Origin of the sequence: Thauera sp. 27, assembly GCF_000310125.2 — a bacterium.
Taxonomy (GTDB): Bacteria; Pseudomonadota; Gammaproteobacteria; order Burkholderiales; family Rhodocyclaceae; genus Thauera; species Thauera mechernichensis.
Window position 1 is genome coordinate 76,173 of sequence record NZ_AMXB01000011.1, and the last position, 18,798, is coordinate 94,970.

Annotated in this window: 15 protein-coding genes and 1 CRISPR repeat array; of the genes, 13 read left to right on the forward strand and 2 right to left on the reverse strand. The window is 66.4% G+C overall.

Going from position 1 to position 18,798, the window contains the following annotated elements; all coding sequences use genetic code 11:
* The first annotated feature begins 11 nt into the window (after positions 1-11).
* Positions 12-656: a maleylacetoacetate isomerase gene (maiA, locus tag B447_RS07990; protein ID WP_002938490.1), complete on the forward strand. Its 645-nt coding sequence runs from the start codon at positions 12-14 to the stop codon at positions 654-656.
* Between the two features lie 114 nt (positions 657-770).
* The gene (locus tag B447_RS07995; protein ID WP_002938491.1) at positions 771-1,985 is read left to right on the forward strand and encodes a multidrug effflux MFS transporter; all 1,215 of its coding nucleotides are present in this window, start codon (positions 771-773) and stop codon (positions 1,983-1,985) included.
* A gap of 4 nt (positions 1,986-1,989) precedes the next feature.
* Here B447_RS07995 and paaG read toward each other — a convergent pair whose 3' ends face one another.
* Complete coding sequence (paaG, locus tag B447_RS08000) at positions 1,990-2,787, reverse strand: 2-(1,2-epoxy-1,2-dihydrophenyl)acetyl-CoA isomerase PaaG (RefSeq protein WP_002938492.1); 798 nt, start codon at positions 2,785-2,787, stop codon at positions 1,990-1,992.
* Positions 2,788-2,839: 52 nt separating this feature from the next.
* Positions 2,840-4,039: a CaiB/BaiF CoA transferase family protein gene (locus tag B447_RS08005; RefSeq protein ID WP_002938497.1), complete on the reverse strand. Its 1,200-nt coding sequence runs from the start codon at positions 4,037-4,039 to the stop codon at positions 2,840-2,842.
* Between the two features lie 126 nt (positions 4,040-4,165).
* Here B447_RS08005 and B447_RS08010 point away from each other — a divergent pair, with 126 nt between their 5' ends.
* The 11 genes from B447_RS08010 (at position 4,166) to B447_RS08060 (ending at position 18,770) form a co-directional block, all read left to right on the forward strand.
* A complete protein-coding gene (locus tag B447_RS08010) occupies positions 4,166-4,774 on the forward strand; it encodes a DUF938 domain-containing protein (RefSeq protein ID WP_002938498.1) in 609 nt (202 codons plus the stop codon).
* A gap of 231 nt (positions 4,775-5,005) precedes the next feature.
* Positions 5,006-7,273: a CRISPR-associated endonuclease Cas3'' gene (locus B447_RS08015; RefSeq protein ID WP_002938503.1), complete on the forward strand. Its 2,268-nt coding sequence runs from the start codon at positions 5,006-5,008 to the stop codon at positions 7,271-7,273.
* Complete coding sequence (locus B447_RS08020) at positions 7,273-7,611, forward strand: hypothetical protein (protein ID WP_002938505.1); 339 nt, start codon at positions 7,273-7,275, stop codon at positions 7,609-7,611. The genes B447_RS08015 and B447_RS08020 overlap by 1 nt, the downstream gene beginning before the upstream one ends.
* Positions 7,608-8,282, forward strand: a complete 675-nt coding sequence (gene cas5c, locus B447_RS08025; protein ID WP_002938508.1) for a type I-C CRISPR-associated protein Cas5c — start codon at positions 7,608-7,610, stop codon at positions 8,280-8,282. The genes B447_RS08020 and cas5c overlap by 4 nt, the downstream gene beginning before the upstream one ends.
* A complete protein-coding gene (gene cas8c / locus B447_RS08030; protein ID WP_002938511.1) occupies positions 8,279-10,120 on the forward strand; it encodes a type I-C CRISPR-associated protein Cas8c/Csd1 in 1,842 nt (613 codons plus the stop codon). The genes cas5c and cas8c overlap by 4 nt, the downstream gene beginning before the upstream one ends.
* Positions 10,117-10,998, forward strand: a complete 882-nt coding sequence (gene cas7c, locus B447_RS08035; RefSeq protein ID WP_002938513.1) for a type I-C CRISPR-associated protein Cas7/Csd2 — start codon at positions 10,117-10,119, stop codon at positions 10,996-10,998. The genes cas8c and cas7c overlap by 4 nt, the downstream gene beginning before the upstream one ends.
* Before the next feature lie 25 nt (positions 10,999-11,023).
* Positions 11,024-11,659 (forward strand): CRISPR-associated protein Cas4, encoded by a 636-nt coding sequence (gene cas4, locus B447_RS08040; RefSeq protein ID WP_002938516.1) that lies wholly within the window; start codon positions 11,024-11,026, stop codon positions 11,657-11,659.
* Between the two features lie 3 nt (positions 11,660-11,662).
* Positions 11,663-12,703: a type I-C CRISPR-associated endonuclease Cas1c gene (cas1c, locus tag B447_RS08045; protein ID WP_002938518.1), complete on the forward strand. Its 1,041-nt coding sequence runs from the start codon at positions 11,663-11,665 to the stop codon at positions 12,701-12,703.
* 9 nt (positions 12,704-12,712) lie between these two features.
* Positions 12,713-13,003, forward strand: coding sequence for a CRISPR-associated endonuclease Cas2 (gene cas2 / locus B447_RS08050; RefSeq protein ID WP_002938528.1), 291 nt, complete (start codon positions 12,713-12,715; stop codon positions 13,001-13,003).
* Positions 13,004-13,190: 187 nt separating this feature from the next.
* Positions 13,191-17,508: direct repeats of the CRISPR family, unit length 32 nt; unit sequence GTCGCGCCCCGCGTGGGCGCGTGGATTGAAAC.
* Between the two features lie 210 nt (positions 17,509-17,718).
* On the forward strand, positions 17,719-18,156 hold the full coding sequence (trxC, locus tag B447_RS08055; RefSeq protein ID WP_002938529.1) for a thioredoxin TrxC: 438 nt from the start codon (positions 17,719-17,721) through the stop codon (positions 18,154-18,156).
* Between the two features lie 179 nt (positions 18,157-18,335).
* Positions 18,336-18,770 carry a bacteriohemerythrin gene (locus tag B447_RS08060; RefSeq protein ID WP_232431582.1) on the forward strand — a complete coding sequence of 145 codons (435 nt, stop codon included), beginning with the start codon at positions 18,336-18,338 and terminating at the stop codon, positions 18,768-18,770.
* Positions 18,771-18,798 lie beyond the last annotated feature (28 nt).

Sequence of the window (18,798 nt, forward strand, 5' to 3'; positions counted from 1 at the left end):
AAGGATAGACGATGAGGCTCTACACCTATTTCCGCAGCTCCGCAGCCTATCGCGTGCGCATCGCGCTCGGGCTCAAGGGGCTGGCCTACGACGCGGTACCCGTACACCTCGTGCGCGGCGGCGGCGAACATCGCCAGCCTGCCTACCTGCAACTGAACCCGGCCGGGCTCGTGCCTGCGCTGGAGGATGGGGGCGAGGTGCTCGGCCAGTCTCTGGCAATCATCGAGTACCTCGAGGAGGTCCATCCGCGGCCGGCCTTGCTGCCGCAGGCGCCGCTCGATCGAGCCCGCGTGCGTGCGATCGCTCTCGCCATCGCGTGCGACATCCATCCGATCAACAACTTGCGCGTGCTGCAGTACCTGGGCGAGGTGCTCGGCGCCGCCGACAGCCAGAAAACCGACTGGTACCGGCACTGGGTGCTTGCCGGGCTGGGCGCGGTCGAGGCGCTGCTGGCCGGCGACAGGCGTACCGGCGACTTCTGTCATGGCGATGTGCCAGGGCTTGCAGACTGCTGCCTGGTGCCGCAGGTGTTCAATGCCCGGCGCTTCGGCTGCGACCTGTCGACGATGCCGAATGTCGTGCGCATCGCCGCGAATTGCGAGACCATCGAGGCTTTCAGGCTGGCGGCACCCGGCAACCAGCCTGACGCCGAATGATGCCGCCGCGCCACGGGGGCTGCGCAACCGAATGGGCCCCACCTGCATGAAGAAAGTCGACACCGCCGCTGCCCCGGGCCCCTTGCCCCCGCAGTGCTGCAACGGGCCCCTGTCATGACGATCGCAAGCGCCTCGGCGCCAGCCATGTCGGGGGCCTTCGTGGTCCTTGCCCTGTCCTTGCTGCTGGGCATCCAGCCCGTCACCACCGACCTCTACCTGCCGGCGCTGCCTTCGCTCACGCATGCGCTCGGCGCGTCGGTCGGGCAGGCGCAGCTCACCCTGTCGGGGCTGCTGCTGGCCTTCGGGTGTTCGCAGCTGGTGTGGGGGCCGGTGTCGGACCGCTTCGGGCGCAAGCCTGTGCTCTTGCTCGGTCTGTCGATCTACACCTTGGCGGCGGTCGGCAGTGCGTTTGCCGGGACGATCGATACGCTGCTGGCGTGGCGGCTTGCCCAGGGGGCGGCGATGGGGGCGGTGGTGATGTGCGCGCGCGCACTGGTACGCGATCTTTACGCCCCCGAGGCTGGCGCGCGCGCGATCAGCAAGGGCCTGTCCGGGCTCGGTGTCATCGCGTGCCTGAGCATTCCGCTCGGCGGCGTCGTGGCCGAGTTGTGGGGCTGGCGCGCGGCCCTGCTGACGCTCGCCGTGTTCGGCGGCGGGACGCTGGTGCTGATCGCGATGCGCTTCGAGGAGACCCTGGCTTGTCCGGATCCGCGCGCCTTGCGCCCCTCAGCCTTGCTGGCAACGTGGATGGGCATCGTCCGCCATCCCCAGTTCATCGCCTTTGCGCTGCTGGCGATGACGACGTATGCCGGCCTGTTCACCTTTCTCGCGGCTTCGTCCTTCGTCTTCATCACCTTGTTCGGGGTAACGAAGGTTCACTACGGCTTGTTGATGTGCCTGATGGCGCTTGCCTACCTGGTCGGCACCTTCCTTTGCCGCGCCCTGCTCAAGCGCCTGGGGGTGCAGCGGACAGTCGTGGTCGGTGGTGCGCTGTCGCTCGCGGGCGGCGGCGTGATGGCCGTGCTGGCGTGGTCGGGAGTTGCCGGGGTGTGGCCGATCATGCTGCCGATGTTGCTCTACATGCTCGGCCATGGCATTCACCAGCCCTGCGGACAGGCGGGCGCGGTGGGCCCGTTTCCGCACGCGGCCGGTGCGGCCTCGGCGCTCAGCGGCTGCCTGATGATGTTGTCGGCGTTTGCGGTGGGGCAGTGGCTGGGTGCGAGCATGGACGGGAGCGCGCAGCCCATGATCACCGGTATCGGCGTGTCGGCAGCCGTTACGGCGGCGGTGGCCTGGGGGCTCGTCCGCCGCCTGCGGATGCAGCGCTGAGCGCTTACTGGCCGGTAAACTTCGGCGCGCGCTTTTCCATGAAGGCGGTGACGCCCTCTGCGTAGTCCGCGCTCCAGCCCAGCTCGCGCATGAAGCCACCTTCGAAGGAGAGCTGCTGTTCGAGGGTGTGGCCGGGGGCGGCGTGCATGGCCTGGCGGGTGCGCACCAGCGCCTTGGTGGGCATGGCGGCGAGCTGGGTGGCGAGCGCGTCGACCTTGGCGCCGAACTCGGCGTCGTCGTACGCGGCCCAGATCAGGCCCCAGTCGGCGGCTTTCTCCGCGGGCAGCTTGTCGGCGAGCAGGGCCAGGCCCATGGCGCGTGCCATGCCGACGCGCTGGGGCAGGAACCAGGTGCCGCCGGTGTCGGGGATGAGGCCGATCTTGCTGAACGCCTGCAGGAAGGACGCCGACTTCGTCGCCACCACCAGGTCGCAGGCCAGCGCCAGGCTGGCGCCGGCACCGGCGGCGATGCCATTGACGGCGGCGATGGTGGGTACGCGCAGGTTCTGCAGGCGCAGCACCAGCGGCTTGTAGTTCTTGTCGACGACGTCGCCGATGTCGGGTAGGCGGCCGTCGGGCTGCGTGGCCATGTCGGGGTCGGCGAGGTCCTGGCCGGCGCAGAAAGCCCGCCCGGCGCCGCTCAGCACCAGCACGCGCGCGGCATGGTCGGCGTGCACGCGGTCCAGTGCGTCACGCAGTTCGGCATGCATGTCGCCAGTGAAGCTGTTGAGCTTGTCGGGGCGGTTGAGTGTCAGGCGGGCGACGCCTTGCTCGACCGAGAACAGGATGTTCGCGTATTGCATCGATACTCCTTGGTTGTAGTGAGGCCCGGTGGTGCAGCACTCCGGGTGCCGTTCAGATCGCGCCGTCGCGCCGCAGCGCAGCGATCGCAGCCGCATCGTAACCGATGGTCTGCAGCACGGCGTCGGTGTGCTCGCCGAGGGCAGGGCCGACCCATTCGCAGCGACCGGGTGTCGCCGACAGCTTGGGCACCACGCCGGGCATGCGGCAGTCGCGGCCGTCGGGCAGCTTGACGCTCTGCAGCATCTCGCGGGCGAGGAATTGCGGGTCGGCGAACATGTCGGTTACCGAGAAGATGCGCGAAGCAGGCACCTCGGCCGCGGCCAGGGCGGCGAGGGCGTCGGCTTCGTCGTGGCCTGCCACCCAGGCGTCGATGAGCGCATAGAGCTCGTCGCGGCGGGCGTCGCGCCCGGCGTTGTCGGCAAGCGTGGGGTCGTCGGCGAGGTCGCTGCGGCCCATGGCCAGCATCAGACGGCGGAAGATGGCGTCGCCATTGGCGCCGATGGTGATGTGGCGGCCGTCGCGCGTGGTGTGGGTGTTGGACGGTGTGATGCCCGGCATGATGTTACCGGTGCGCTCGCGCACGAAGCCGAACACGTCGAACTCGGGCACCAGCGATTCCATCATCGCGAACACGGCCTCGTAGAGCGCCACGTCCACCACCTGGCCCTTGCCGCCATTCATCTCCTTGTGGCGCAGCGCCATCAGCGTGCCGATCACGCCCCACAGCGCGGCGATCGAATCGCCGATCGAGATCCCCGTCTTCACCGGGGGGCGGTCGGGGAAGCCGGTGACGTAGCGCAGCCCGCCCATCGACTCGCCGATCGCGCCGAAGCCCGGCTGCTGAGCCATCGGCCCGCTCTGGCCGAAGCCCGACAGGCGCAGCATGACCAGCCCGGGGTTGAGTGCCGAGAGCGTCTCCCAGCCCAGGCCCAGCTTCTCGAGTACGCCAGGGCGGAAGTTCTCGACCACGATGTCGGCCTCGGCCACCAGTCGGCGCACCACTTCGAGCCCGTCCGGGTGCTTGAGGTTGGCGGTCACCGACTTCTTGTTGCGCGACTGCAGGTACCACCACAGCGAGGTGCCCTCGTAGAGCTTGCGCCATTTGCGCAGCGGGTCGCCACCGTCGGGCGATTCGATCTTGATCACCTCGGCGCCGAACTCTCCCATGATGCGGGCGGCGAAGGGGCCGGCGATGAGGGAGCCGAGTTCGACGACCTTGAGGCCGGCGAGGGGTCTGGTGGGCGTGGTCATGGCGGAGCTGGACAGTGGAGGCAAGTGCGTCATTATCCCCGCCTTGGCGCCAGCGTCAGTGAATCTGTCAGCAGGTGCCCGGCGGGCGATAATCGGCGCTCCCCTCATCACGACCCGCCGCGCCCCATGCCGACCTTCGACCGCCGTCAGTATTCACCCTCAGTCGCTCGCAACGCCAACCCCATCCTCGCCGTGCTGCAACGCGTGTTGCCGGCCGAGGGGCTGGTGCTCGAACTCGGTAGCGGCACGGGCGAGCACGCCGTGCATTTCGCCCGCCATCTGCCCGCGCTGCGCTGGCAGCCGAGCGAGGCCGATCCTGCAGCCCTGGCGTCGATCGCGGACTGGCGAGGCCACAGTGCGCTGGCCAACCTGTTGCCACCCCTGTGCTTCGACCTGGCCACCATGCCCTGGCCAGTCGACGCCGCGGACGCCGTCGTGGCGATCAACGTCCTGCATTACTCGCCCTGGGAAAGCACGCCCGCATTGTTTGCCGCGGCTGCCGCGGTCTTGCCTGCGGGCGGGGTCGTGTACTGCTATGGTCCCTATCGCCGCGGCGGCGCCCACACCGCGCCGAGCAACGCCGACTTCGACGGATGGCTGCGCAGCGTCGATCCACGCTTTGCCGTGCGCGACCTCGAGGCGGTCGAGTCCGAGGCCCTGCGCTGCGGGTTTCGGTTGGCCGAGGTGATCGACATGCCAGCCAACAATTTCAGCCTTGTGTTTTGCTGCGACTGACATGGCGGCTCTGGCGGTTCCGAACGATAACCGGTTGCTTCGAACCGGCTCGCGCCAGAGAGGTCGTCTGACCAGGCTGGTCCGTCAGCGCAGGTTGCGCAGCGCCCGTCTTACCGATGAGGTTGCGTAGGCAGCGAACGGGCCTAGACGGTTTGCCGTTGGTCTTCTGGCATGCGCTCTGTATTATCTTTATTTCATTATTCTTGAGCCTGCCCGAGGCGTCAGCGAATCATGACCTATTTTGCTCACTCCACTTCGCGTGAGGATAAGTCCGACTGGCAGGGTTTGGCGGAGCATCTTAGGGCGGTCGCCGCGCTGTCTGGAGAAGGTGCCGCAGCGTTTGGCGCTTCGGGGCTGGCCGAGGTGGCGGGGCTGCTGCACGATCTTGGCAAGTACACCGACGATTTTCAGCGCCGCATCGCCGGGGACGCGATCCGAGTGGACCATGCTACCCGTGGCGCCATGGTCGCGGTTGAGCGATTCGGGCCGATCGGCATGTTGCTCGCCTACGGCATTGCCGGCCATCACGCGGGCTTGGCAAACGGCAGCGAGGGAGTCGAGCGCACTGCCCTTCGCGACCGGCTGAAGGGCCTTGGGCTGCCGCCGTTGAAGGACGACTGGCGGCGTGACATCGTGCTTCCCGAGCAAGTCGTCCCACCAGAACTCTTTCGGCATAAAGACCGCGGCATGTTCCAGGCCGCGTTCTTGGCGCGCATGCTGTTCTCGTGCCTTGTCGATGCGGACTACCTCGATACCGAGGCCTTCTACGATCGGGTCGCCCTTCCCGGCCAAGCCAACGACCGCAGCGCATCGCGCGCGCTCGAAGTCCCCTCCCTAAAAGCCTTGCGCGAGCGCCTCGATGCCCATCTTTCCGGCTTCGCCGCGGACTCCGACGTCAATCGCGTCCGCGCGGACATTCTCGCCCACACGCGCCAAGCCGCGCAGCACGCGCCCGGTTTGTTCTCGCTCACGGTGCCCACCGGCGGCGGCAAGACGCTCGCCTCGTTGGCCTTTGCGCTCGATCACGCCATCGAGCATGGACTGCGGCGGGTTATCTTTGTGATTCCCTTTACCAGCATCGTCGAGCAGAACGCCGCGGTATTCCGTTCTGCGCTGGGGGATCTGGGGGAAGCGGCGGTACTGGAGCATCACAGCGCCTTCGTCGCCGCGCCACTTCCACACTCCGACGCCGAGCGCTACCAGGCCCGGGAGAAGCTGCGGCTGGCGATGGAGAACTGGGATGCCCCCATCATCGTCACCACGGCCGTGCAGTTCTTCGAGAGCCTGTTCGCGGCGCGCCCCTCGCAATGCCGCAAACTGCACAACATCGCGGGCAGCGTGGTCATCCTCGACGAAGCGCAGACCCTGCCGCTCAAGCTGCTGCGGCCGGCGGTCGCGGCCATCGACGAACTGGCCCGCAACTACCGCAGCAGCATCGTCCTGTGCACCGCCACCCAGCCAGCCTTGAACGCGCCGGATTTTCGCGGCGGATTGGAGAAGGTGCGCGAACTCGCCCCGAACCCACCGGAACTCTTCCGCAAGCTGGATCGGGTGCGCGTGCGCCACGTCGGCACGCTGGATGATGACGCGCTCGCGGCCCAGCTCCGCGAACTCGATCAGGTGCTGTGCATCGTGAACAATCGCCGCCACGCCCGCGCCCTGTATCAGGCGCTCGCCGACCGGCCGGGCGCGCGCCACCTGACCACGCTGATGTGCGCCAAGCACCGTAGCCAGGTGTTGGCCGAGGTACGGGTACGCCTCAAGGCCGGCGAGCCCTGCCGGCTGGTTTCGACCTCGTTGATCGAAGCTGGCGTCGATATCTCGCTGCCCACCGTCTACCGTGCCGAGGCTGGTCTGGATTCGGTGGCCCAGGCGGCGGGCCGCTGCAACCGCAACGGCGAGCGCGCAGCGGAGTTGAGCGAAGTGCGCGTATTCGCCACCGCCAACAGCGACTGGGCACCGCCGCCGGAACTGCGTCAGTTCGCCCAGGCCGCGCAGGAGGTCATGCGCCAGCCGCAGTTCCGCGACGATCCGCTGTCGCCGCCTGCAATCGAGGCCTATTTCCGGCTGCTTTACTGGCAGAAGGGCGACAAGGAACTGGATGCCGCGAACCTGCTCGGCCTGTGCGCGGAAAGCCGCATCGACTCCCTGCCGCTGGAAACGCTGGCGGCTAAGTTCCGCATGATCGAGACGGTGCAGATGCCGGTCATCGTGCCGTTCAAGGTTAACGATAAAGATGATGGAGCGCGCCGCGCTATTGATGGCCTCCGTTACGCGGAGAAGAGCGGTGGCCTCGCGCGGGCGCTACAACCGTACTTGGTACAACTGCCCCGCGACAAGTTTGACGCGCTGCGCAAGACGGGTGCCGTACAGCCCGTCGCGCCTGAAAAGTGGGGGGAGCAGTTCATGGAACTCGTGACCGAAGACTTGTACGACCCGCATTTCGGCCTGTCTTGGGATGACCCTGCGTTCGTCAAGACCGAGAGCTTGATGTGGTGATGAAACGGAAGAAGAGCGTCATCTACATGATCACGTATCCAAACGGGAAGATTTACGTTGGCCAGGACCGAACCAACAGCATCAACTACTTCGGCAGTGCGAGCAGCGAGTTGATCGCGCGCGACTTCACCGAGGAGCAGCGGCGGGACTTCACGATTCGCCGCACGATTCTTTGGGAGTCCGAGTCAGCGTCCTTGGCGGAGATCACGCAGAAGGAGACCGAGTTGATCCGCCAGTTCGAGTCCAACAATCCGGCCGTCGGCTACAACCGCTGGCCAAAGTACGTCCCAGCGGCGGGTAGCCCGGACGATACAACCAAGGGAGGGCACGAGGAATGAGCTACGGAATCCGCCTGCACGTCTGGGGCGATCGGGCCTGCTTCACGCGGCCGGAAATGAAGGTGGAGCGGGTGAGCTACGACGTCATCACACCGTCGGCCGCGCGCGGCATTCTCGAGGCCATTCACTGGAAGCCGGCGATCCGCTGGGTGGTGGATCGCATCCATGTGCTCAAGCCGGTGCGCTTCGAATCCATCCGTCGCAACGAGGTCGGCGGCAAGCTGTCACCGGGCAGCGTGAGCAGGGCGATGAAGGCGGGCACCACCGCCGGGCTGGCGACCTACGTCGATGAAGACCGCCAGCAGCGTGCCGCCACGGTGTTGCGCGACGTGGCCTATGTGATCGAGGCCCACTTCGAACTCACCGACAAAGCTGGGCCGGACGATTCGGTGGGCAAGCATCTGGACATCTTCAACCGCCGCGCCCGCAAGGGGCAGCACTTTCACGCACCCTGCCTGGGCGTGCGCGAGTTTCCTGCCCACTTCGAGTTGATCGAGGACGGCCAGCCGCTGCCCGACGCGCATCCCGCACGCGAAGCGGACAAGGACTTGGGCTGGATGTTGCACGACATCGATTTCGCCCGCGACATGACGCCGCGCTTCTTCCGCGCGCAGTTGAAAGCAGGCGTCATCGACGTGCCGCCGTGGCAGGGCGAGGAGGTGAAGTCATGATCCTGCAGGCGTTGAACCGCTATTACGAGCGGCTGATCGAGCAACAGGCCGAAGACGTGGCTCCCGCCGGCTGCAGCCCGGAAAAGATCAGCTTCGAGATCCTGCTCACGCCGGATGGCGATGTGGCGCAGGTCAACGACATTCGCGACACCTCCGGCAAGAAGCCCCTGCCGCGCATGCTCAATGTGCCGCAGGCCGAAAAACGCACGGTCGGCATCAAGGCCAACTTGCTGTGGGACAAGACCAGCTACGTGCTTGGCGTGAGCAACACCAGCAAGCGCGCCGACAAAGAGCATGAGGCCTTTGTCGAACTGCACGAAGCCGTGCTTGCCGGTGCGGACGACCCCGGACTCAAGGCCTTGCTTAGTTTCCTGCGCGCCTGGTCGCCAGAGCAGTTCGAGGAACGTGGTTTCCCTGCCGACATGGTCGACGCCAACCTCGTGTTCCGGATGGACGGCGAGCATTGCTATCTGCACGACCGCCCAGCGGCGCGGGCCGTGCGCGCCAGGCTGCTCGCGGGCGACGCGGGGCAGGAAACGACGGCAAGCGGGGCGGTCTGCCTCGTCAGCGGGGAAGTGGCGCCGGTGGCCCGCCTGCATCCCGCGATCAAGGGGGTGAACGGGGCGCAGAGTTCGGGCGCGTCCATCGTCTCCTTCAACCTTGATGCCTTCACGTCCTATGCCAAGAGCCAGGGCGACAACGCGCCGGTATCCGAGCCGGCCGCCTTTGCCTACACCACGGCGCTGAACTATCTGCTGCGCCGGGGCGAACACAACCGTCAGCGCCTGCAGGTAGGCGACGCCTCGCTGGTGTTCTGGGCCGAAGCCGCCGATGCGCAGCAGGCGAGCGCGGCCGAGAACCTCCTTGCCACCCTGTTCAGCCCGCCCGCCGATGATGCCTCGGAGGCGGCGCGGGTGCGCGCGGTACTGGACCGCATCGCGAAAGGCCGCCCGGTGGCGGACCTCGTTCCCAATCTCGAACCCGGCACCCGCATGTATGTGCTGGGCCTCGCACCCAACGCCTCGCGCCTGTCGGTACGCTTCTGGCAGGTGGATACGCTGGGGGTGCTCGCTGGCCGTATCGCCCAGCATGCGGAAGACCTGCATCTGGAGCCGCTGCCGTGGCGCACCGAGCCGTCCGTGTATCGGCTGGTGCTGGCAACGGTGCCGCACCGCGAGGGTGCCAAACCCAAGGCCGACGATGCGATCAACATCGTCATCGGCGAGACGATGCGCGCCATTCTCAGCGGCGGACCGTATCCACGCAGTCTGCTGGCCAACACCATCATGCGGTTTCGGGCGGACGGAGACATTTCCGGCCTGCGCGTGGCCTTGTGCAAGGGCGTTCTGGCGCGCGAACGGCGCCGGGACATTCGTACATCCGAGGAGGAGATCCCCGTGAGTCTCGACAAGCAATCCACCCAGCCCGGCTACCTGCTCGGGCGACTGTTCGCAGTTCTTGAACGTGCGCAGCATTCTGCACTGGGCGACCACGTCAACGCCACGATTCGCGACCGCTACTACGGCGCGGCGTCGGCCACTCCGGCCTCAATCTTCCCGATGCTGTTGCGCAACACCCAGAACCACCTCGGCAAGCTGCGCAAGGAGCGCAAGGGGCAGGCGGTGAACCTGGAAAAGGACATCGGCGAGATCATCGGCGGCTTGCCCGAGCAGTTCCCACGCAGCCTCAAGATCGAGGACCAGGGCCGTTTCGCCATCGGCTACTACCACCAGTCGCAGTCCTACTTCACGCGCCGCGATGCGGCCGGGGCCGGGGACGCGCCCGCCGACGAATCTGCCGAACCCACCGACATCGAAACCGAAGGAGCCGACCAATGACCGCCATCGCCCACCGCTACGAGTTCGTCTATCTGTTCGACGTCACCAACGGCAATCCGAACGGCGATCCGGATGCCGGCAACCTGCCGCGCCTGGACCCGGAAACCAACTGCGGCCTGGTGACCGACGTCGCGCTCAAGCGCAAGATCCGCAACTTCGTCACGCTGGACAAGGACGGCGGCCCTGGTTTCGCCATCTACATGCAGGAAAAGGCGGTGCTCAACAACCAGCACAAGCGGGCCTACGACGCGCTGGAGATCAAGCCGGAAGACAAGAAGCTGCCCAAGGACGAAGCCAAGGCGCGCGAGATCACCGCCTGGATGTGCGCCAACTTCTTCGATGTGCGCACCTTTGGCGCGGTGATGACCACCGGCATCAACGCCGGCCAGGTGCGCGGGCCGGTGCAACTGGCCTTTGCCACCTCGGTGGAGCCGGTGCTGCCGCTGGAGATCTCCATTACCCGCATGGCGGTCACCACCGAGAAGGAAGCCGAAGCGCAAAGCGGCGACAACCGCACCATGGGGCGCAAGCACATCCTGCCCTACGGGCTGTATCGCGCCCACGGTTTTGTTTCCGCCAAGCTGGCCGAGCGCACCGGATTTTCCGATGACGACCTGCAACTGCTGTGGAACGCGCTCATCAACATGTTCGAGCACGACCGCTCCGCCGCGAGGGGTGAGATGGCGGCGCGCAAGCTGATCGTTTTTGAGCATGAAAACGCCATGGGCAATGCCCCGGCGCACGTGCTGTTCGACGCGGTAAAGGTGCAGCGCGCCGAGGGCACTGAAGACCGTCCCGCGCGCAACTTTGCGGACTATCGCGTCAGCGTCGATGCGGAAGCCATGCCCAAGGGCGTGAGCGTGCGCGAGCTGCTGTAAGGCAGCCAGCGAAGGGGGGCGAAGCATGGAGGAATCCGACGACCTCGTTCCCCTGTCCGCGCTGCAGCATTATCTCTACTGCCCGCGCCAGTGTGCGTTGATTCACGTCGAGCGCCTGTGGGCCGAGAACCGCCAGACCGCGGAAGGGCGCTTGCTGCATGACCGCGCCGACACCCCGCAGATCGAGCGCCGCCACGGCGTCCGTACGATTACCGCAATGCCGCTGTCCAGCGCGGAACTGGGCATCGCCGGGGTGGCGGACGTCGTCGAGTTCAAGGTGGAAGAGGGGGGCGAACATCCCGTGCCGGTCGAGTACAAGCGCGGCCGCCCCAAAGCCCACCGTGCCGACGAGGTTCAGCTGTGCGCGCAGGCGCTGTGCCTGGAAGCGATGTTCGGCTGCCGGGTGGAGGAGGGCGCTTTGTTCTACGGTCAGACCCGTCGCCGACAGACTGTGGTGTTTGACAACGCGCTTCGTCAGCTGACTCTGGAAACCATACGGGCCACGCGCGAGATGATCCGCGCGGGGCAAACACCAACGGCGAGCTATCTGGCGAAACGCTGCGACGCCTGTTCGCTCATCGAGCTGTGCCAACCCAAGCTGCTCGGCAAGGGGCGGGGCGTCGAAGCCTGGCTACGCGAGCAGATCGCCGAGGAACCCTGACGCATGCGCCGCCAGCTCAACACCGTGTACGTGACCACCGAAGGCGCGTGGCTGCGCAAGGACGGCGAGAACATCGTCATGGAGGTGGAAGGCGAAACCCGCGCCCGCCTGCCGGCACACATGCTCGACAGCCTGGTGTGCTTCGGCCGCGTGCTGGTGTCGCCGCCCCTGCTCGGCTACTGCGCCGAGCAGGGGATTTGCGTGAGCTATCTGAGCCCCAACGGCAAGTTCCTCGCCCGCGTGGAAGGGCCGGTCTCCGGCAACGTGTTGCTGCGCCGCGAGCAGTACCGACGTAGCGACGACGGGCCACGCTGTGCCGCCATCGTGCGCAACCTGCTGGTGGGCAAGGTGCATAACCAGCGCGCCGTGGTGTCACGCGGACTGCGCGACTACGGCGACGATTTGCCGCCAGAGGCGCGCGACGCGCTCGCCCATACCGACAAGCGCTTGAAGCGCATCGGCGCGCGACTGCTTTCAGAAGCGCCCGTCGATGTACTGCGCGGCCTGGAGGGCGAAGCGGCTCAGGCTTATTTCGGCGTACTCGACCACCTCATCCGTGTGCCGGAAGCGGCGATGCGGTTCGGCGGGCGCAGCCGGCGTCCGCCCATCGATGCAGCGAATGCCTTGCTGTCCTTTCTTTACACCCTGCTGACCCACGATTGTCGCTCGGCGCTCGAAACCGTGGGTCTCGATCCCGCCGTAGGGTTTCTCCACCGCGACCGCCCAGGGCGTCCCAGCCTGGCGCTGGATCTCGTCGAAGAGTTCCGCCCCGTGTTCGCCGACCGCCTGGCCCTGTCGCTGATCAACCGCAAGCAGGTATCCGCACGCGACTTCACCCGACTGGACAACGGTGCGGTGTTGCTGAAGGAGGACTCGCGCAAGACGGTGCTCACCGCCTATCAGGAACGCAAGCGCGAGCAATTGCGCCACGTGTTCCTCGACGAGAAACTCGACATCGGCCTCTTCCCCGCCATCCAGGCGCAGTTGCTCGCCAGGCATCTGCGGGGCGATCTGGATGCCTATCCGCCCTTTCTCTGGAAGTAGGGCGCCATCATGATGGTTCTCGTCAGCTACGATGTCAGCACCACCAGCGCCAGCGGCCAGAAACGCCTGCGCCGGCTCGCCAAGGCGTGTCGCGACTACGGCCAGCGGGTGCAGTATTCCGTGTTCGAGATCGAGGTGGATTTCGCCCAGTGGACCTTTCTCAAGAGCAAACTGTGCGACCTGATCGACCCGGAGCAGGACAGCTTGCGCTTCTACTACCTTGGCAAGAACTGGCAGACCAAGGTCGAACACGTCGGCGCCAAAGCGGTGCTCGACCTGAACGGCCCGCTCATCCTCTGAGCTTCTGCGCGCGAACCTGTAGTGGCCGGCCAAACGTGGGCAGGTTCGCAAACCCCTGAAAGTCGATGGTTCTCTTGGAATTCGAATGCCGCGTGGAGCCATCTTTGCGTGTTCGAACTGCAATACCCCCAGGGTTCGCTGAGATCCGGTATTTTTCGTATTGTCTTCATGCCGTTGTGAGGACACAGTCGCGCCCCGCGTGGGCGCGTGGATTGAAACTGGCGCTTCCATGCCGCCTTCTACGGTGTGCTGCGTCGCGCCCCGCGTGGGCGCGTGGATTGAAACATCAAGACGGCGTGATGGCAGTGTTATCCGGCAGGTCGCGCCCCGCGTGGGCGCGTGGATTGAAACTCGGGCGCAACTCTGCCCACACGCGAAGCATGGCAGTCGCGCCCCGCGTGGGCGCGTGGATTGAAACAGAACTCCCTGAATGACGCTTTTGTTGTCATCGGCGTCGCGCCCCGCGTGGGCGCGTGGATTGAAACGCCCCGTTGATCGCTCAGTCGTACAGCCCGTAGCTGTCGCGCCCCGCGTGGGCGCGTGGATTGAAACGACGATCGGGTGTCCTTCGTGCTCACCCAGCGCATGGTCGCGCCCCGCGTGGGCGCGTGGATTGAAACGACTCGCTCTCGTTCACCGACGTGGGCAACGTATGGTCGCGCCCCGCGTGGGCGCGTGGATTGAAACGCTGACGCCGCTGTTTGTGCTGGCATCGGCAAACTGTCGCGCCCCGCGTGGGCGCGTGGATTGAAACGGTGGCGACCAGGTTGCCGCCGGCCGTCGGGGTGTCGCGCCCCGCGTGGGCGCGTGGATTGAAACCTCTGAGAACTGCGGCTTCACGAGGATGCCGTCGAGTCGCGCCCCGCGTGGGCGCGTGGATTGAAACCCTTCGGCTTTGGCGCGCTCGAGCGCGGTAGAGACGTCGCGCCCCGCGTGGGCGCGTGGATTGAAACCAGCCGTTTGAGAGCAAGTGGCCCGAGGTCTCTGGTCGCGCCCCGCGTGGGCGCGTGGATTGAAACGGGCATAGCTTTAGCTCCAGTGTTGATGCCCAGGGCGTCGCGCCCCGCGTGGGCGCGTGGATTGAAACAACGTCTGGCGCGGGCCCAGACATGAGCGATGGGGTCGCGCCCCGCGTGGGCGCGTGGATTGAAACAAGTTCGACCTCAAATCTGCGGTCGTCATCGCCGTGTCGCGCCCCGCGTGGGCGCGTGGATTGAAACATCGCCATCCGAGAAAGCACCGCAACGATGAGCGTCGCGCCCCGCGTGGGCGCGTGGATTGAAACTTCCTCGACTCGCTGCTCAAGTGCGGCATCGGTGAGTCGCGCCCCGCGTGGGCGCGTGGATTGAAACTGGTCGATCGGCTGGTGCTGGTGCGCCCGCTGACCGTCGCGCCCCGCGTGGGCGCGTGGATTGAAACTGCTTCATGCTTTCTGTATCTCCTTGAGCCTTGCGTCGCGCCCCGCGTGGGCGCGTGGATTGAAACCAGCTCCAGCAGGCGCAACCGCAGATCCGCGACCCCGTCGCGCCCCGCGTGGGCGCGTGGATTGAAACTCTACGCTATCGATGGCATCCTGCGCGGCTGGGCGTCGCGCCCCGCGTGGGCGCGTGGATTGAAACTTGTCCCACACGTAGGACACGCGCTGCCTGCGATTGTCGCGCCCCGCGTGGGCGCGTGGATTGAAACGAGGTTCGCGCAACTGGCGATGACGGCAGCGTCGAGTCGCGCCCCGCGTGGGCGCGTGGATTGAAACCGCGAGATCCCGGCTATCGAGCTGCGCCGCCAGCATGTCGCGCCCCGCGTGGGCGCGTGGATTGAAACGCTGACAAGAAAGACCTCTTTGACGTTGACACGGCCGTCGCGCCCCGCGTGGGCGCGTGGATTGAAACATGATGAGTTGCTCGCCCGCGTCGGTGCCAAGGTGTCGCGCCCCGCGTGGGCGCGTGGATTGAAACGGCGTGGGCGCCATCGACTACCGCGGCGCAGTCACGTCGCGCCCCGCGTGGGCGCGTGGATTGAAACATGGCCCGCACGCTCGAGGGGCGCCGCGCCCAGGGTCGCGCCCCGCGTGGGCGCGTGGATTGAAACAATGGGCATGTGCGCATCCGCAAGCCTAACACCCGGTCGCGCCCCGCGTGGGCGCGTGGATTGAAACCGGGGCCGGCACTGAGAAACTGATGGTGACGCGCGTCGCGCCCCGCGTGGGCGCGTGGATTGAAACCGCAAAAGTATCTGCGATGAGCAAACACCCCAACCGCGTCGCGCCCCGCGTGGGCGCGTGGATTGAAACATCGCGCCGTCCTCACTGCCGCGGCCAGGGCCAGCGTCGCGCCCCGCGTGGGCGCGTGGATTGAAACTTCGTGCGGAACCCCAGGCGCCGCAGGATGGCCGGTCGCGCCCCGCGTGGGCGCGTGGATTGAAACGTCTCGTCGCGGCCATCGCCGACGCCAGCGCAACGGTCGCGCCCCGCGTGGGCGCGTGGATTGAAACACCGCGCGCAATGCCGCTGCGGATCTCAAGCGCGAGTCGCGCCCCGCGTGGGCGCGTGGATTGAAACCAGATCCGCTGCCCGCACTGCGACGAGCCGCACGAGTCGCGCCCCGCGTGGGCGCGTGGATTGAAACGTTGTATAACTGGATTTAGGTTCCAGCGCCGCAAGTCGCGCCCCGCGTGGGCGCGTGGATTGAAACCACACCTGGCGCCCGATATAGATCGGGTTGCCGAGCGTCGCGCCCCGCGTGGGCGCGTGGATTGAAACCTCCCCCAGCTCCAGAGAGCGGATTGATTCCAACGTCGCGCCCCGCGTGGGCGCGTGGATTGAAACTTGATGGCGCGGAAGGCTGCGCGGCGGCGGTCGAATGTCGCGCCCCGCGTGGGCGCGTGGATTGAAACGCCGGCTCAAGTACGCGGGCGTGCGGGTGATCGGGTCGCGCCCCGCGTGGGCGCGTGGATTGAAACCGGCATCTGAATACGCTGAGTGGGTGGATGTGCCGCGTCGCGCCCCGCGTGGGCGCGTGGATTGAAACATGCCAATCACGGCAACAGCGGAAGATGCACCCGAGTCGCGCCCCGCGTGGGCGCGTGGATTGAAACACAGTACGCGAAGGGTTGGAACGACTGCCGAGCTGGTCGCGCCCCGCGTGGGCGCGTGGATTGAAACAGCGCGACGGTGGGCTAGAGATGGCGACGGGACTGCGTCGCGCCCCGCGTGGGCGCGTGGATTGAAACTTTGCGGTTCGCGCCTATCGCTTACCGTTGAATATGTCGCGCCCCGCGTGGGCGCGTGGATTGAAACAGCCCGGCCGCTTCGCGCTTGGCGGATTCAAACTCGTCGCGCCCCGCGTGGGCGCGTGGATTGAAACAAGTGCAGATCCTGCCGGCGGATGCGCTCGACGTGGTCGCGCCCCGCGTGGGCGCGTGGATTGAAACTCCTCGATCTGGCGGCGCTTGGCTGGCGACTGGGGGGCGCGCCCCGCGTGGGCGCGTGGATTGAAACGAGAAGGGCAACTTCTCGCGCGTGACCAATGGCGACCGTCGCGCCCCGCGTGGGCGCGTGGATTGAAACTTCCGAGGAGCCGTACCTGCGGCAGTCCTGGTGGGTCGCGCCCCGCGTGGGCGCGTGGATTGAAACCGTGTCGAGTTGTTCGCGGGCGGCGCCCAGGTCGGCGTCGCGCCCCGCGTGGGCGCGTGGATTGAAACCACTCGCGCGTCCTGAGCTGGATCCCGGCTCAGCGGTCGCGCCCCGCGTGGGCGCGTGGATTGAAACGCGCCTGTCGCGCGACCACATCGAGAGCGCGCAGGGTCGCGCCCCGCGTGGGCGCGTGGATTGAAACTGGACCGAACTCGAAGACAAGGTGCAGCCCGCCGTGTCGCGCCCCGCGTGGGCGCGTGGATTGAAACTTCCGCAAATGCGCCAGGCGCGGCGTTGCCCGATGAGTCGCGCCCCGCGTGGGCGCGTGGATTGAAACCACGCGGAAAGCCGACAGATCATCACGCAACGACTGTCGCGCCCCGCGTGGGCGCGTGGATTGAAACAGCCGCTCGGCGGCCTGAATCTCCGCTTGTGACGGTCGCGCCCCGCGTGGGCGCGTGGATTGAAACGGCGCCGTGCCGTCCGCCGCCCCGGCCGCGGCCCGTCGCGCCCCGCGTGGGCGCGTGGATTGAAACTTGCGCCTCGCGGTACCGGCGCATCTGCTCCTCGGGTCGCGCCCCGCGTGGGCGCGTGGATTGAAACCGGGCGTCAGCCGCCGCGGGTGGCGGCCTGCAGCGCGTCGCGCCCCGCGTGGGCGCGCGGATTGAAACCCGGCACCGGCGACCCGAAGAAAACGACGCGGTCAGGTCGCGCCCCGCGTGGGCGCGTGGATTGAAACGCGAAGCGGTAGCAGCCGCGGCGCACCTTCACGCGGTCGCGCCCCGCGTGGGCGCGTGGATTGAAACTGATCGGCAGCGGGGGTCGTATCGGTCAGATCCTGCGTCGCGCCCCGCGTGGGCGGGTGGATTGAAACGTGCGCGAGTGATAGGCACACCTTGGTCAGTGGGCGCCATCGATCGATGGAGGCGTATGGGTCGGATCAGGCCGCCTGAAGCTTCGATCTACTTGATTTCTCGAGCCTGTGGCCTCACTTACTGGAGTTGATAAAAATACGAATACCGCCAAGGAGTGGCTTGCACGTGCATGCGACCCCGATATCGACAACCGCATTCAAGGACGAGACATGAACGAGTCACTACACATCGTTTGCCCTCGCTGTAACAGCATCAATCGTGTCCCTGGCAGTCGGCTGCACGAGGCTCCCAGTTGCGGTCGTTGTCATCAGGCGCTGTTCGACGGTACACCGATCGCGCTAACGGAACAGTGCTTTGAGCGCCATATCGAGCGCACTGATCTGCCGGTATTGGTGGACTTCTGGGCGCCATGGTGTGGCCCATGCAAGGTGATGGCGCCTCAGTTCCAGCAGGCGGCGAGCGTACTCGAGCCAAAGGTGCGTCTGGTAAAGGTGAACACTGAGATGGAGCGAGGCTTGGCCGCGCGCTACGGTATTCGCAGTATCCCGACCATGGTGTTGTTCCGCGGTGGGCGGGAATTTGCTCGCCAGAGTGGCGCCTTAGGCGCCCAAGATATTGTGAACTGGGCGACTGCGCAGCTTGCTTGAGTGGCCGTCTCGATAAGTGCTCGTTCAGTGGCTTGGCGTGGCCCACTGGGACGCCTCTTAAGTAGGGCTGCCTGTTCGCCGCTTTCGGGTTGGGCGCGAGGCTGTCATCATGCGGCCCCTGCACTCGGATCCCTGCATCCGCTGCTGCGCTCCTTCATGTGATCCAAAGGCAACGCATCATGCCCATCTTCTGGCGTCCACAAATGGCCATCGGCCACGACGAGATCGACGCCGACCATCGTTATCTGATCCTGCTGATCAACACCGTCGAGCTCGTATTGCGCTTTCCAGAGAACCGGCCGCATATCGAGATGGCGCTCGAGGAGCTCAGGCGGTATGCGGCGGGGCACTTCGAGCGCGAGGAGCGCATCCAGATCGCCTGGGGCTACATCCAGTTCGACGAGCACAGGCAGGCGCATCGCCAACTGCTGCGCGAGCTTGATGTGCTGGTCAACAGCATCGAGGTTTTGCTCGACGATCCAGCCGTCGGTCCGGAAGGACTGCGCGACCAAAGCCAGGAGCTCACCAACTTCCTGCGCCACTGGTTGGTGGACCATGTGATGAAATCCGACATGCAGCTCGTGCCGTTGTTCAAGAAATCGAAGGTGTTCTGACACGCCGCGCGGTGCGGGTCTTCGGCAC